Origin of the sequence: Aquidulcibacter sp., from assembly GCF_020253525.1 — a bacterium.
Lineage (GTDB): Bacteria > Pseudomonadota > Alphaproteobacteria > Caulobacterales > Aquidulcibacteraceae > Aquidulcibacter.
Genome location: NZ_JADCBK010000145.1, coordinates 1 through 14,559 on the forward strand (window position 1 = coordinate 1; position 14,559 = coordinate 14,559).

Below are 14,559 nucleotides of genomic sequence, written 5' to 3' on the forward strand. Positions count from 1 at the left end.
GAAAACATGTCAATGATGAAGGCGAGATAGACAAAGCCAGTCCAGGTCGAGACGGAGCATTTTCAAGCCAAGCGGAACGTTTGGCGACTCGGAAAATGCGACCAGACGGAAGGCGACATTTTCAAGCCAAGCGGAACGTTTGGCGACTCGGAAAATGCGACCAGACAAACATACCGAAGTCAGAGACCCAAAGCCGGTTCGGCGCCGCCGCCTGGAATGCCCGATTGACGTGATCCTTTGGGCAGGGCGCCCCCTTTTCAGAAAAGGTCGTGCGCAGAGGCTTTCCGCGAACCGCCCCCTCGATCCCATTCGCACGCATCAGACGCTCAACGGTACAGCGCGCGACACTGAAACCTTCTCGACCTAATTGGCGCCAGACTTTCTGCGCGCCATAGACCTCGAAATGCTCCTTATGCACTCGCCTGATTTCCGGCAGCAGCAACGCGTCCCGCTTGGCCCGATCCGACAGAAGATCAGGATCGGCGCGCTTGGCCTGATGATCGAAATAGGTTGACGGTGCAATCGGCAATACCTTGCAGATCGGCTCGACACCGTGAACCGTGCGCTGATCATCATTAAAGGCGATCATGGCTTGAACCGGCGGTCGAGCTCCGCCTGCGCAAAATACGCAGATGCCTTGCGTAAGATTTCATTGGCCTGGCGCAGCTCGCGGTTCTCCCGTTCCAGCGCTTTCAGCTTCTCAGCCATGTCGCTCGGCACGCCCACCCGCTTGCCGCTGTCCACCTCTGCCCGCTTGACCCAGTCCAGCAGCGTATGCGCCGAACAGCCAATCTTGGCCGAAATCGATAACGCCGCAGCCCAGCGAGAGGGGTGTTCCCCCTCGTGATCCAGCACCATCCGCACCGCTCGGGCGCGGACCTCAGGAGAGAATTTGTTCGTTGTTTTGCTCATAACGGCTCCATCTTATTTGGAAGTTGGAGCCGATGGCTTGCCCGGGGCGGTTCATCTCGGGGGTTAGGGAGGCATCAAAGACTGAAACCAAACCCGATCAAAAAGGGCCATGAGCGGGGAGATAGACGGACACCCAATACTGTCTGTCATTGAAGGATGAAATAGCATGCCCGGGCCGCTGCCGGGCTGTATTTCTCGGCACTGAAACTGAGTTATTCTCAAGGATGCGGATTGCGCGGCGGATGCGCGCGCACGGCCTCCTCATTGATATCCGCCCCCCAGCCCGGCCGATCAGGCACAATCAGCGCACCATCGCGGATTACGGGTGGGTGCGTCACCAGATCATCCTTCCAGGGGACATCATCAATATCTATTTCCATGATGCGGAAATTCGGAATTGAGGCGCAGAAATGGGCGCTCATCAGCGTGGAAAGATGGCCATAGAAATTATGCGGTGCGCAGTTCATCTCATAGGCTTCAGCCATGGTTGAGATCTTGTGGCTTTCAGCGAGACCATTCCAGGGCACGTCCACAATCGCGACATCCATGGCGCGATGCTCGAAGAAGGGTCGGAATTGGCGCCGGCCGAAAAGCGATTCACAGGATGCGGTTGGCATGGACGCACGATCCCGGATCAGGCGCAGCCCCTCAGGGTCGTAGCTGTCAATTTCCAGCCAGAACAGGTTGAAGGGTTCACAGGCGCGCGCGACCTTTATGTAGCCTTCGGTCTTGAAGTTGAAATTCGTGTCCAACAAAATACCCATATCGGGCCCTGCGCCCTGACGGAAGGCTGCGAGCCCGTCCTTGATGGCTGCGAGTGTCGCGCCATCGGCATTCAATTCAGGCCCACCTGGGGAACGTGCGAAGCCAGGCTGATACATATTGGGTGGATCAAGATCAAAGCGGAATATATTTGTCTTGAGTGCCCTGAAACCGCGCGCTTTCACATGCGCACCAAGCGCCACCAGATCATCGAGGGAGCGAATGGGATCAAGCCCCATCACTGCCGCATGATGGAAGCGATAGCTGCCGCAATGCGACCAATAAAGCGGAAGAGTATCGCGAACCTTGCCGCCAAATAGCTCATAGACTGGTACGCCGAGTGATTTCGCCTTCAAATCCAGTAACGCATTTTCAATCGCTGCCATGGCTTGCTGGTTGATGCCCCCGGGCGCCTGGCGCGTGATCGCATATTGCGTGCTCATGATGCGTTCAACAGCGCGCGGGTTTTCGCCAATCAGCCCGGCAGCCATGCGGCGAATGACGGCGGTAATGCCGGCACTGCCATAGCCTTCATTATATTCGGACCAACCAATGATGCCTTCATCTGTTGTGATCTTCAGGAAGGAGAAATCACGCCAACCGGCATTGCAGTGTAAATCTTCAATCTTGACGATTTTCATCGCGCACATCCTATCGCATGATCACAGGGAAGACCCGCCGCAGATGAAGACCTGCTGGCCGGTAATTGCGCCGGCCTCCGGCCCAAGCAGGAAGCAGGAAAGTGCCGCCACCTCTTCCGGTTCAATCAGCCGGCCAATGGGCGGAATTTTCGGTGCATTATTGGCACGTGCGGGATCACGCAGCATCGCCGTATCTGTCGTACCGGGGGAGACAACATTCACCGTAATGCGGCGCGGCAGAAGTTCTTGCGCCCAGGCGCGCGCCATGGCGACCAAGGCCGCCTTGCCAGCGCTATATTGCGAACGTCCTGCAATGCCAGTGGCTGCGCGGCTGCCGATCAATAGAATGCGCCCGCCATCGGAAAGCCGCGGCAGCAATGTGTTCACCATGCGTTCAGCCGCTTCCACATGCAATTGCCAGAGCGTGGCACTTACCTTGGGATCAAGCGCCCCAAGTGGCGCGGCGCGCATCATGCCTGCCGCGTGAATGATTGCATCTGTGGAAAGCCCTTCAAGCGCCGCTGGAATCGTATCGGGCTGCGCCAGATCAATGCTGAGATGTTGATAACCTGGAGCCTGCCAGGAAGCGGCCCTGCGGCTTAGGCCGGTAACGTGCCAGCCCTCTCGCAAAAGGCGCTGGCAAATCGCCTCACCAATGCCGGAACTGGCCCCGCTGACAATGGCGTGGCGGGGTGTGGCTGCTGACATGGGCTATCCTTGAAACGAGAGGTTGTTGCAGCACGCCTATTCGGGCTTGATATCGGCATCCTGCACAACTTTAGTCCAGCGTTGTACTTCGGATGTGATGTGCTGCGTGAATTCCGCTGGCGTGCTGCTGCGTGGTTCAATCCCCTGCCGTTCCATGGCCTGACGAATCTCTGGCATGGCCATGACGCGAATGATGGCGGCGTGCAGGCGTTCGAGCACGGCTGGCGGCAGGCCAGGTGGCGCCATGATGCCGCCCCAGCTGGTGGATTCAAAACCTGGAAACCCTTGTTCCGCAATGGTTGGAATTTCGGGTGCCTGGGTAATGCGGTTCAGCGTTGAAACCGCAATGGCGCGAATGCGCCCTTCGCGAATCTGCGGCAGCACCACCGGTGCCGTATCCATGATGACCTGCACCTGCCCGCCAATCACTGCCGTGATCGCTGCCTGGCCACCACGAAAGGCAACATTCACCCAATTGATGTTGGAAAGCGTACCAAGCTGCGCCAGCGTGAGATGCGGCGCAGAACCAATCCCGCCGGAGGCATAATTCACCTCTCCCGGCCTTTGGCGCGCATAGGCGATCACCTCCTGAAGATTACGCGGCGGAAAGCCAAGGAAGACACCCATCACCAGTGGCACGGATGACACCAGCGAAATCGGCGTAAAGCCATTGATCGAGTCGTAATTGAGCCGCCGCCCATAAAGAGCCTGATTGAGCGCATTCGGCCCAGCATTTCCCATGAGCAACGTTGTGCCATCGGGCGCCGCGCGGGAGACAAGCTCGGCAGCGATGCCGCCATTCGCACCTGGGCGATTTTCGACCACCACGGTCTGGCCCAAAATTTCGCTCATAGGCTGGCTCATCAGCCGTGCGATCACGTCACTGGCACCACCGGGCGGGTAGGGTACGATCATCCGAATACTGCCCGCTGCGGTTTGCGCCAGCGCCGGCGCCGCGAGACTTGCTATGCCAAGGCCAATAAGGCCGCGACGCTTCGTATTTACCATCGTTCTCTCCCTTTTTGACAATCCCTGTTTTGTTGTTTTTGTCACTTCATCCTAACCGGCGGTGATGCCTCGGGCCTTGATGACGCTTCGCAGTGCTTCGGTTTCCTTCGCGATATTGGCGGTGAAAACCTCGGGCGAGGTGATATCGGGCGACATATCGGGGGTCATGCGGCTTCGTACCGCATCGGTCAGAATGGCCGCCGAAAGATCGCGATGGAGCCTTTCATAGATGGGTTTTGGCGTTCCTGCTGGAACGGCAAGGCCATGACAATATTGGAAAGTCATGGCCGGCAGGCCAAGTTCAGCGAAGCTCGGGACTCCGGGCAGGACAGCAACGGGCGCTGGGGCGCTATGCGCAATGATCCTGATCTGACCAGCAAGATGCTGCTGCAGTAGCGGCATTAGGGAAGCCATGACGGCCGGAATGCTGCCGCCAATCATGTCCTGTACCACCGCGGCTTCGGTACGATAGACGGCGTTTTCGAAGCGGGCTTGGGTTTCGCCTGCCAACATTTCCATGAGAATATGTCCTGGTCCACCCTGGCCCACCGTGCCGTAGGCAACCGGGCGATTTTTGGAATAGGCGACAAGGTCAGCCACGGAATGCACCGGCATGTCCTTGGCGACCGCAAGAAACTGCGCTGCGCGAAAAATTGCTGTCAAAAGCTGAAATTCATCAAGCCGATAGGAAAGCTGCTGCCCAAGGGCCGGGCCTGTCACCATGGAACCATAGGCCATATAGCCAATGGTATAGCCATCCTTGGCAGATCGCGCGACATGTTCGGTAGCGATCACGCCGTTGGAACCAGGCTTCGGGTCGATTAGTATCTGCTGACCAAGCAATGGCCTTGCCTGTTCTGCGATAAGCCGCGCCAGCGTATCGGAAACGCCGCCGGGGCCAAAGGGCAACACGAGCCGCATCGGCCTATTCGGGAAGCCTTCCTGCGCTCGCAGAATGGAAGGCATGGCGAGCATGGCGCCGGCGAGCGCAAGAACCCTACGCGATATGTGGCTTTCACCCATCACGCTTTTCCCCCAATTTCTTTAGGTAAGTGAAACCCGCCCCAGTTGGCGGGTCAAGCATTTGCCATGCTGCGCTGCAATAAAGACTTCCGCTTGACTTGGGCGCCTGGCTGCCTCACGATTTTCCGTGTTGGCGAGGGCGTTTTGGCCTGAGCCCGCGATGCGAGCACAAGGAATGAAGCCATGCCCGCCGCAACCTCTGGCGCGATTGACTGTGATCTCCACCCGGCTATCCCTGGGTGTATGGCGCTACTGCCTTATCTTGATGAACATTGGCATGAGGAAGTGGTCAGCCGAGGCCTGGATGATCTTGATCTGGCTCTTTGGCCACGTGGCGCCCCGCTGACCGCACGGAGCGATTGGCGCCCGGAACGGGGGCTGCCCGGTGGGTCGGTGGAGCTGTTGCGCAGCCAAATCCTGGAACCCTTCGGCACCAGCATCGGTATTCTCAATACCATGTTCGGCGCGCCGGCCTTGCATAATGTGGATATGGTGGCCGCGCTTTGTCGTGCAGCGAATGATTGGGTGGTGAAGGAATGGCTGGATAAGGAACCACGCCTGCGCGCTGGCATTGTGGTGCCGGCGGAAGACCCAGACCTTGCAGTGCAGGAAATTGAACGTCGCGCGACGGATAAGCGCTTTGTGCAGGTATTGCTGTTCGGCGCAACGGAAACGCTGCTCGGTCGGCGCAGCCATTGGCCAATCTACGAGGCGGCGCAACGCCATGACATGCCGGTCGCCTTGCAAGTGACCAGCGCTATGCGCCACTCTCCAACCGCCAATGGCTGGCCGAGCTATCTGATCGAAGATCATGTGAATTTCGCCCAAACGTTTCAGAGCCAATTACTCTCCATGATCTCTGAGGGCGTATTCACGCGCTTTCCGAAATTGAAGGTGGTACTACTGGGTGCCGGGATTGGCTGGGTGCCGAGTTTCATTTGGCGCGGCACCAAGGAATGGCGCGCATTGCGCCGCGAAGTGCCTTGGGTGGATCGCAGCCCAGCGCAAATCCTGCGCGACCATGTACGGATTTCCTGCCAGCCCTTGGATGCGCCACCTGATCCGAATGACCTCGCCACGCTGCTTGAGATGATCGGCTGCGACGATATGCTGCTGTTTGCGACCGATTGGCCGCATTGGCGCTTTGACGGCACAGAAGCCCTGGCGCCTGGCTTACCGGAAGACATGCGCGCGCGGCTTTTGCGTGATAATGCGCTTGCAACCTATCCCCGCCTGAAAGGGTCCTTGTCATGAGCTCTACCGCGCTGCCAAAGCAGGAAACCAAAGCGGAATCTCGGCTCCGGATCGTGGATTGCGACATCCACCCGGCGCTCCGTTCGGGGGCGGAGCTTGATCGCTGGCTGCCGCAGCGTTGGCAGCAACATCGGCGCGAATATGGCCTCAGGCTGCGTCAGCCTTTCACCAGTACCTATCCCTATCCAAAATCGGCGCCGGCACTTTCACGGCGTGATTCCTGGCCGCCATCTGGTGGGCCGCCGGGCAGTGATCTTGATTTCATGCGCGCGCAGCATCTGGATTTTCATGATATCGAATATGGCATGCTGCAACCACTTTCCGTGCGCGGCATGGATCAGCGCGTGCAAGGCTTTGCCGAGGCAGTTTCTTCCGCGGTCAATGAATGGCAGCTGGAAGATTGGACCAGCAAGGATAAGCGCCTGAAGGGAACTATTGCGGTTGCCGGTGAAGATGCGGCTTCTGCCGTTAAGGAAATTGAACGTTGGGCGGGGCATCCGGATTTTGTGCAAATTTCACTGGTGACGCGCGCCCTGGAACCGCTTGGACGTTCACGTTATTGGCCGATTTATGAAGCGGCCGAACATTATGGTCTGCCGCTGGGTCTGCACACGCTTGGTACCAGCGGCCATAGTGTTGCCGGCGGCGGCTGGGCATCTTTTTACTATGAGGAACATCAGGCGGTCGCGATGTCGCTTTCCGCCATGGTGGCGAGCTTCATCATGGAAGGTGTGGCAGAGCGCTTTCCGAAGCTGAAAATGGTGATCATTGAAGGCGGGTTCGGTTGGGTGCCTTCCCTTGGCTGGCGCATGGATAGCCATTGGCAGTCGTTGAAAAGTGAAGTGCCACATTTGCGGCAGAAGCCTTCCGATTATCTGAAATCGCAATTCTGGTTCACCACGCAACCTGTCGAAGAACCCGAAAACCCCGAGCATTTGCGAAAGCTGATTGATTGGATCGGCTGGGATCGCTTGCTGTTCGCGACCGATTACCCGCATTGGGACAGTGATGACCCGCGCTACGCCTTCAAGTGCCGCCTGAGTGAGGAGGAAAAGCGCGCGATTTTCGCTGGTAATGCCAAGGCGGTCTATGGGCTTTAGGGTTTGTGGCGCTGACTAAAGAAAACTGCGTAAGGGCCGCGCTGTATCGGCGAGTACTGCCATATCGAAAACCTTGCCGCTTGTGATCATGCGGCGGCAGGGCGTAGCATCTCGCCCATTATTAATGAGCGCCGCGCCGCAGAGGCGCCCATCGCTGTCACAGGCAAGCAGTGTCAGTCTTTCGCCCTCAGCTCTTTCAATCTGATGCAGCGCGTCGCTGGGCTCGCCCAAAACCTGCAAATTGCAATCATACTGGTCAGTCCAATGCCAGGGGACCTCATCATAAGGCCTATCATGTCCCATGATCGCATGTGCAACGGAAATCGGCTGCTGCTGAGCGACCTGCCAACTTTCCTGTCGGGTTGAGATTTCAGTATTCATCGGATGAGGGAAACGCGCCACCTCTCCGGCAGCATAGATGTCAGGAAGGGATGTGCGGCCGGCGCGATCAGTGATGATACCATCCGCCACCGTAAGTCCGGCTGCCTCGGCCAGGGCCGTTTCAGGCGCTGCGCCGATGCCAACCAGCACAAGATCCACCGCCAAGCATCCATCAGCACGGTAAAGCGTGAGTTCCTGCGTGGTACTTTCAATCCGATCGAGCCGGGCCCCCAGATGGAGCCTGACGCCGTGCTGCTGATGCAAGGCGGCCATGCGTGCGCTTATGGAAGCCGGCAGGCCGCGCGCCATAAGCCTCTCGCCCGCTTCCAACACATTCACAACACAGCCCAATTGCTGCGCAGAAGCTGCAATCTCCAAACCGATCAATCCGCCACCAATCACGGCAAGGCGTGGCTTTTCAACAAGCCGCGCGCGCAGGGCCAGCGCATCGTCCAGGTTGCGCAGCAGCATCACCCGCGGATCATCTGCCCCTGGCACGACAAGGCGACGCGCCTTGGCGCCGGTGGCGAACACAAGCGCATCATAAGTAAGATTTCTGCCCTTTGCGGTCTCAATGCGCTTTTTATCAGGTGCAACGCGCGTGACAGCTTCATCAAGAAAGAGCGCGATGCGCCGATCCGCATAGAATTCTGCTGGCCGCACAAAAAGAGCTGTGCCTGGTTCCTTGCCCAACAACACCGCCTTCGAAAGCGGTGGCCGGTCATAAGGCATATGCGCCTCAGCCCCGAAGATCATGATTTCCGCAGCCGAGTCTAATTCCCGTAGCGTTTCAGCACAGCGCCGCCCCGCCTGGCCTGCACCAATGATGATGATGCGTCTTGGCATTCAGATCATGACGAAGACATCGCCATTTTCGCATTTCACCGGATAGGTTGCGATGGCGGTGGTGGCCGGAGCAGACAGCGCTTGGCCGGTGCGAATATCAAAGCAGGCCTGATGCAGCGGGCATTCCAGCTTGCCGTCTTCGCAGAACCCCTCTGACAGCAGCGCATATTCATGACTGCACACGTCATTTACAGCAAATATACCATCTGCCAGACGAATGATCGCCAATTGCGCTTCGCCAATACGGGTGGCGAAAGGCGTGTCGGGCTGAAGTTCTTCTTCCGAAGCCACGCGCTGCCAAACGGCCATGGTGCTGTCCTTCGCGCCCTAGACTTCAATCAGGATGTATTGGTCTTCCACCGTCACCGGGAAGGTTTCCGCGACGAATGGTCCTTTGGCCAATTCGGCGCCAGGTTCGACCGTTACCTGATAGGTGCGGGCCTTGATGCTTTCCGGGTCGCAATACGATTGACCGGTGCGGATATCAAACTCCCAGCCATGCCAGGAACATTGCACAAACTCACGCGGGCGCGACAGATCATAGGTGCCGGGCTCCTTTGACGTGAGCCGCCCCACAAGCAAGCCGGCGCAAAGCGAACCGCCTTCATGGGGGCAGCGGTCGGTCAGCGCGAAATACGAATCATTGACGTGAAACAGAGCAATCTGACGACCGCGTATGGTCACCAGCTTGCTGCGATTCGGCGGGATATCGCCAACTTTCGCGACAATATGACGGGCCAAGGGTTCCTCCGCTCATGAAGCTTTAAGCTTTGTTTCCGCGATTCATCGCATGGATTCCGCATTCCGTGAAGCAGTGGAAACCTCATCGGTTCAGCGTATCCGGTACCAGCGCCTACGTAACCCAAACGGGATTTTGATCGGCTTGAATTCTGGCTCCTAGTAACCGTTCGGCAAGCCGGCTGCCCCCTCACGCCCTCTCCACCAACTGAAACGCGCACCATGTCAGCGGAAAGCTGTCTCGGCTGGCGCCCGCTTCTTCCCCCGGTGCATTGACCGCCCCCGAATGGCGCGGCGATTTTGCTCTGCTTGGGGAGCAGCCCCCCTCTCACCCCACCCTTCGCTTCACCACCTGCACATGCAGCGCCGCCGCGCGCAGGTCCACGGTGGACAGGCTCACATTCCGCGCTGTCACGCGCACCTTGTCATTCGACCAGACATGGCAATCCAGCACAAAGGCAATGCTGCTGGTATCCAGCGAAGCATCCGCGAAATCCCCCCACCGCGCACCGGGCACCGTCACATCCGCGTTCGTCGTCGTCCCCGGTGGCATGCTCGGCAGATCCCAACTGGCGGAAAACATCAGCGTCCTGCTGCCAGCCGGCAAAGCAGGACAGCCGGACAGGATCGCCAGCAATATTCTCGCGCACAATGCCCGCGCCATCAAAGCAGCGCAGACAAAGCTGCCCGCCATCGGCACCGCCGACCAACCAATGCGCCAGCGCGAATGCCTTGGCGTGGGTGGTTTGCACCACAAAGCCGATGCCGCGATTGGGGTCCAGCAGCAGGCCGCGCGCGGTGGGCATGATGCTATTCAGCCCGTTCCAGGAAAGCGCTGCCATGGCGGTTTCGGCGGTGGTGGAAGTGGCCATGATGCGGGCGCCTTCAACACCAATCTCCGTGCCGCTCTGCCAAAAGGCGGCGGCGCGGATGTTTGGGATATGCGCCAGCAGCCGCGTGAGGCGCGATGTTGGCGCGCGGTGGCGGTTGAATACGGCATTGCCGGCGCGGGTCGCGCTTGGGGTATAGTCCACGCCAATCGTATAACTCTGCGCCCAGGCCACATCATATTCGCAATCGGTCGCGGCCGCCGTGTGCCGCGCGGCAAAGGGGGAACAGCCCTCCATCCGTATATTGCGCGCGATGATGGCCGTGCCGTTGGTCTCATTCAAAAAGTGAATGGCGACATTCGGGTCAAGCTGGCGCAGCTCGAAATTTGGCGCATCAAAGACATGACGATTGTGGTTGTTATAGGCGTCCACGGCGCCGCGCGAAAAGCGCACGCCAAACCGATCGATCGCCGGGTTGATCCCCGTCCCGCAGGCGAAATGCCCGCCATAGTATCGGATGGAGGTATTCCACGCCGTCGCCGTCGCGGCATGCGCATCAAGGCCGTAGCGGTTGTTGAGGATGCGCCCCAGGAGCAGCGTGCTATCCTCAAAGCCGCGCCCATCACCAAGGGTGCGCAGCCCGATGGTGAAACCGGACACGAGCCGCAGATCAAGCATCGAGGAATCCAGATTGCGCGCCAGGATGCCGATATCATTCTCATTGACCCAATCGGATTGGATCTGCCGCGTGACTTGCAGGCCGAGATAGAGCTTTTCGCCATTACGCGTGGTGCCGCCATCGCCCAGCGTCAGCACCGTGGCGGGCGCATTGGTGGCGCCTGTGTATTGAATGATGCCCTGCATGATCAGCCCGCGCGCCCCGTCGCCAAGCACAACGCCAGCATCCACACGCCAGGTCCCGGGCGGGATGACGGCGAATTTCCTGTCCGCCGCCGCGCGATCAAAACAGGCCTGGATGGCGGCGCGATCATTCGCCGCGCCATCGCCAAGCCCGCCGAAGTCAAAGGGTAGCACCGCTTCCCGGTCGCGCAGATACTTTGCCAGATCGGTCTTTGAGATATTCTGCCCTAGCACCAGCAGATCATCGATCCGTGCGGCCATGGCAGCGACCCTAGTTTGCGGTAGCGGTGACCGGCCCGATCAGCGCGGAGACATTGCCCTCGGTCGAGACAGAGCGCAGCCAATACCAGCGCGCATCACCAAGGCTGAGCCCGGTGTGATCCCAGGGCAGCGCGGTAGGTTCGCTGGCCAGCTTCACCGCCTGGGCAAGATTGGCGCTGCTGGCCTCAAACACCTGCAAGCGCACCACCTCGGGCGTCAGGATCCCCGAAAGCCGCACACCACTCGCAATGCCAAGCGCCGCAAGTGCGGTGACGCCGCCGGGGATCGCGGCCTCCTGCCAGTCGGACACCGCGCCACTGCGGGCCGCGGCGCGTAGCCTGAACGCCGTCGGCTCGCTGGTGGCGATAGAAGCCGCAGTGGCACTCAGCGCCCCACCATAGCCTTGCCAGGCGGCGACAGGGGCCGGGCGGAATTCCAATTCATAGCCGGACAGATACGCACTGCCGACCGCCGCCCAGGAAAGGCTGAGCGCGGTGAACGCGCTAGCCACCGGCGTCTCGACACTGACCGTCGCCGGCGCGGCAATCACGCCCGGATTGGGCAAAACGACCGAGGGGCTATACGAAAAAACTTTGTTTTCAGGGGGTTTAGGTGGTCGCCTGGGGCACTAACCCGGCTCGGTTAGATGGCGACTGGAGCAGCAAAGGGAACCGAAAAGGCGATACTTTCTGCGGCCAAAACTCCGCTACCGAACTGAGGCATCTGGCTACCCGCCGGTAAGCCAAGGCACAAACACCCATTGAAGATAAGGGGTGGCGCACGCGCGCCCGGTTTGGTGCAATCACAATAGAGGGCTACGTCAAGGCGCGAGAGGCTGTAGCCAGCGAGACGCTGGCCTCAGCGGCAATATCGGTGAGCCCGGGGCGGGTTCGACGCGGCATTGGCGAGTCCAAGGGGCTTTATGGGAAATTTTTCAATGACCGATCCACGCAAAAAGACCTTATTCTGTTTGACAGCCTGAAATGGGCATGGAACCGTAGTGAAAATTACTCATGAAAACGGGGATGGATGTTTCAACGCCTATGAACAAAGGGTCGGCAGGGCCATGACCGGGGTGATACCGCGTCGCACCCTGATTGGGCTTTCGACCATCATGGTTGCGCTATTGCTCTGGTGGCTCGCCACCAGCGGGCTTCGGCTTTTGAACCCCCTGCGCTTGCCAAGCCCGCAAGAAGTCTGGGCGGCCTTCAGCCAGATCACTTTTGGTCAGGGTTATGGCGGCGCAACGCTCGGGCAGCACGCGCTGCATTCTTTATTTCTGGTGGCGAAGGGTTTCAGCGTGGCGGTCATTACCGGTGTGCCGCTTGGTCTTTTGATGGGCTGGAGCCGTCATGCCGAAGCGCTGATCAATCCGATCTTTCTGCTGCTGCGACCTATCCCGGCGCTTGCCTGGATACCGCTGGCGATTGTCTGGTTCGGTATTGGTGATGCCGGGAAGATTTTCGTCATTTGGCTGACAGCCTTTGTACCTTCCGTTATCAATGCCTTCACCGGTGTGCGCGGCGTGGATACTGTGCTGATTGCTGCGGCACGCACCCAGGGCGCGTCCACACCGCAGGTGCTCCGCCATGTGATCATTCCAGGCGCCATGCCGCTGATCTTCACGGGCTTGCGGCTTTCGCTTCAGGCAAGTTGGACCACCTTGGTTGCCGCAGAACTGGTCGGCGCATTCTTCGGTCTTGGTCGCGTTTTGAACGTGGCCGGGCAGGATATCTTCCCCGGCATGATCTTGGTTGGCATGGCCGCAGTGGCGGTATGTGGCGCGGCGACTACATGGCTACTCGGCCTGATCGAACGGCGCGTCATTAATTGGCGCCCTGCGGTTTGAAGATGCCAGCATGACAAAGCGCCACGACCGAAATTTTCTTGGCCCCGCCGGCACAAGCCTAAGCCGCGGCGAATTCTGGACACTCACCATCGCAGGCTTTACGCTGTTCTTCGCGATTTGGTCAGGCGTGGCCGCATCCGGTTGGTTGCCGCCCAATCTGCTGCCATCGCCACTTGTGGTTTGGGACACGTTGGTGCGCCTTTGGCACCAACCCTTCGCTGGGCATGTCTACGCAGAACATCAACTTGCCAGCATTCGTCGCTTTCTGATGGGCTGGGCGATTGCGGTCGGTATCGGCATACCACTCGGACTGCTCATGGGATGGTATCGCATCCTGGATGAGATCGTCACACCCTTATTCGATGCCATCCGCTTTGTGGCGCCCTTGGCCTGGGTGCCACTGGCAGCGCTTTGGTTTGGTACAGGGATTGGCGGGCCTTTGCTGATCATTTTTGTTGGCTCCTTCGCCCCCTGTGTCATCAGTGCCTATCGCGGCGCCAGGCTTGTCGAAACCCGCTTTGTTGAGGCCGCACAAACGCTCGGTGCTTCATCTCGTCAGATCATGGCGCATGTGCTGATCCCAGGCGCCTTGCCGTCAATCATCGCAGGTTTGCGAGTTTCCGCCGGGCTTGGGTGGCAATCACTGGTAGGATCGGAACTCATTGTCGTGGGGGCGGGGCTTGGTTATCTAATGGTGCAGGGGCAGGGCAATTTGAACACTTCAGTCGTCATTGCCGGCATGATCGGCATTGGCGTTGTCGGTTTTGCGATCGATGTTGCGCTACGCGCTGTTGAGAGAGCCTTCAACAGAAAATGGGGGCAGGCTTGAGTGAAATAGTCTTCGAAGGCGTGACGCGCCGTTTTTTGCTGCCGAAGGGTGGAGAATTCCTGGCTATTGATCGCATCGATTTGCGTGTCGAGGAAAGGGAATTTGTGGCCATTGTCGGCCCCTCGGGCTGCGGCAAGACCACGCTGATGCGCATGGCAGCGGGGCTTGATTTTCCAACCGAAGGACGCGTGCTGGTGGGCGGAACGGAGGTTCGCGGCCCAGGACCCGAACGCGCGGTGGTATTCCAGCAATTTGCGTTGCTGCCGTGGAAGACCGTCCGCGAAAACATCGGTTTCGGCCTGATGTGCAAGGCAACACCCAAGGCGGAAGCGGATGCTGCGATTGCGCACTACGTCTCTCTCATGGGGCTTTCGGGTCACGAAGACAGTTTTCCGCATCAACTTTCGGGCGGTATGTGTCCAGCGTCAGCGCCTATGGGACCAAATTGGCGATTTGAGTAACGGAGGATTTCTGGCTCATCGTAACCCCAAGGAGAGTGAAGATGAGCCAGAAATCCTCCGCCCCACCCACGCGGGTGCCAGCCGAAAAACTGGTC

At 59.0% G+C, this 14,559-nt stretch carries 14 protein-coding genes, 1 pseudogene and 1 other annotated feature; of the genes and pseudogenes, 5 read left to right on the forward strand and 10 right to left on the reverse strand.

All coding sequences use genetic code 11. The annotated features are described in order from the left end of the window. Positions 1 to 175: 175 nt before the first annotated feature. The 5 genes and pseudogenes from IOB61_RS15000 to IOB61_RS15020 all read right to left on the reverse strand — a co-directional run. Positions 176 to 912, reverse strand: a pseudogene (locus IOB61_RS15000) (IS3 family transposase); the annotation flags it as partial. Further along, positions 515 to 631 (reverse strand) — a sequence feature (AL1L pseudoknot). It overlaps the preceding pseudogene by 117 nt. 218 nt (positions 913 to 1,130) lie before the next feature. Then, the gene (locus IOB61_RS15005) at positions 1,131 to 2,315 is read right to left on the reverse strand and encodes a mandelate racemase/muconate lactonizing enzyme family protein (RefSeq protein WP_290818490.1); all 1,185 of its coding nucleotides are present in this window, start codon (positions 2,313 to 2,315) and stop codon (positions 1,131 to 1,133) included. Positions 2,316 to 2,336: 21 nt separating this feature from the next. Next, positions 2,337 to 3,023 carry an SDR family NAD(P)-dependent oxidoreductase gene (locus IOB61_RS15010; RefSeq protein WP_290818493.1) on the reverse strand — a complete coding sequence of 229 codons (687 nt, stop codon included), beginning with the start codon at positions 3,021 to 3,023 and terminating at the stop codon, positions 2,337 to 2,339. A gap of 36 nt (positions 3,024 to 3,059) precedes the next feature. After that, on the reverse strand, positions 3,060 to 4,076 hold the full coding sequence (locus tag IOB61_RS15015; RefSeq protein ID WP_290818495.1) for a tripartite tricarboxylate transporter substrate binding protein: 1,017 nt from the start codon (positions 4,074 to 4,076) through the stop codon (positions 3,060 to 3,062). A 6-nt stretch (positions 4,077 to 4,082) separates the two neighbouring features. Then, the gene (locus tag IOB61_RS15020; RefSeq protein WP_290818497.1) at positions 4,083 to 4,952 is read right to left on the reverse strand and encodes a tripartite tricarboxylate transporter substrate binding protein; all 870 of its coding nucleotides are present in this window, start codon (positions 4,950 to 4,952) and stop codon (positions 4,083 to 4,085) included. Between the two features lie 285 nt (positions 4,953 to 5,237). Between IOB61_RS15020 and IOB61_RS15025 the strand changes: the two genes are divergently transcribed. Beyond that, positions 5,238 to 6,308, forward strand: coding sequence for an amidohydrolase family protein (locus IOB61_RS15025; RefSeq protein WP_290818499.1), 1,071 nt, complete (start codon positions 5,238 to 5,240; stop codon positions 6,306 to 6,308). Beyond that, positions 6,305 to 7,408, forward strand: coding sequence for an amidohydrolase family protein (locus IOB61_RS15030; protein WP_290818501.1), 1,104 nt, complete (start codon positions 6,305 to 6,307; stop codon positions 7,406 to 7,408). Before IOB61_RS15025 ends, IOB61_RS15030 begins: the two co-directional genes overlap by 4 nt. Positions 7,409 to 7,423: 15 nt before the next feature. Here the strand turns inward: IOB61_RS15030 and IOB61_RS15035 are convergent, their stop codons facing one another. The 5 genes from IOB61_RS15035 to IOB61_RS15055 all read right to left on the reverse strand — a co-directional run bounded on the left by IOB61_RS15035 (position 7,424) and on the right by IOB61_RS15055 (position 11,875). Beyond that, on the reverse strand, positions 7,424 to 8,635 hold the full coding sequence (locus tag IOB61_RS15035; protein ID WP_290818503.1) for an FAD-dependent oxidoreductase: 1,212 nt from the start codon (positions 8,633 to 8,635) through the stop codon (positions 7,424 to 7,426). Next, on the reverse strand, positions 8,636 to 8,944 hold the full coding sequence (locus IOB61_RS15040) for a non-heme iron oxygenase ferredoxin subunit (protein WP_290818505.1): 309 nt from the start codon (positions 8,942 to 8,944) through the stop codon (positions 8,636 to 8,638). It abuts the gene before it with no gap. Between the two features lie 18 nt (positions 8,945 to 8,962). Beyond that, positions 8,963 to 9,376 carry a Rieske (2Fe-2S) protein gene (locus IOB61_RS15045; protein ID WP_290818507.1) on the reverse strand — a complete coding sequence of 138 codons (414 nt, stop codon included), beginning with the start codon at positions 9,374 to 9,376 and terminating at the stop codon, positions 8,963 to 8,965. A gap of 422 nt (positions 9,377 to 9,798) precedes the next feature. After that, positions 9,799 to 11,325: a hypothetical protein gene (locus IOB61_RS15050; protein WP_290818509.1), complete on the reverse strand. Its 1,527-nt coding sequence runs from the start codon at positions 11,323 to 11,325 to the stop codon at positions 9,799 to 9,801. Between the two features lie 10 nt (positions 11,326 to 11,335). Then, the gene (locus tag IOB61_RS15055; RefSeq protein ID WP_290818511.1) at positions 11,336 to 11,875 is read right to left on the reverse strand and encodes a hypothetical protein; all 540 of its coding nucleotides are present in this window, start codon (positions 11,873 to 11,875) and stop codon (positions 11,336 to 11,338) included. A 516-nt stretch (positions 11,876 to 12,391) separates the two neighbouring features. Between IOB61_RS15055 and IOB61_RS15060 the strand changes: the two genes are divergently transcribed. From IOB61_RS15060 to IOB61_RS15070, 3 genes are read left to right on the forward strand one after another with little or no spacing between them, the layout of a single operon-like run. Next, positions 12,392 to 13,174: an ABC transporter permease gene (locus tag IOB61_RS15060; protein ID WP_290818513.1), complete on the forward strand. Its 783-nt coding sequence runs from the start codon at positions 12,392 to 12,394 to the stop codon at positions 13,172 to 13,174. A 10-nt stretch (positions 13,175 to 13,184) separates the two neighbouring features. Continuing rightward, entirely contained in the window at positions 13,185 to 14,003 is an 819-nt protein-coding gene (locus IOB61_RS15065; RefSeq protein ID WP_290818515.1) for an ABC transporter permease, read from the forward strand. Beyond that, on the forward strand, positions 14,000 to 14,464 hold the full coding sequence (locus IOB61_RS15070; RefSeq protein WP_290818517.1) for an ABC transporter ATP-binding protein: 465 nt from the start codon (positions 14,000 to 14,002) through the stop codon (positions 14,462 to 14,464). Before IOB61_RS15065 ends, IOB61_RS15070 begins: the two co-directional genes overlap by 4 nt. Positions 14,465 to 14,559 lie beyond the last annotated feature (95 nt).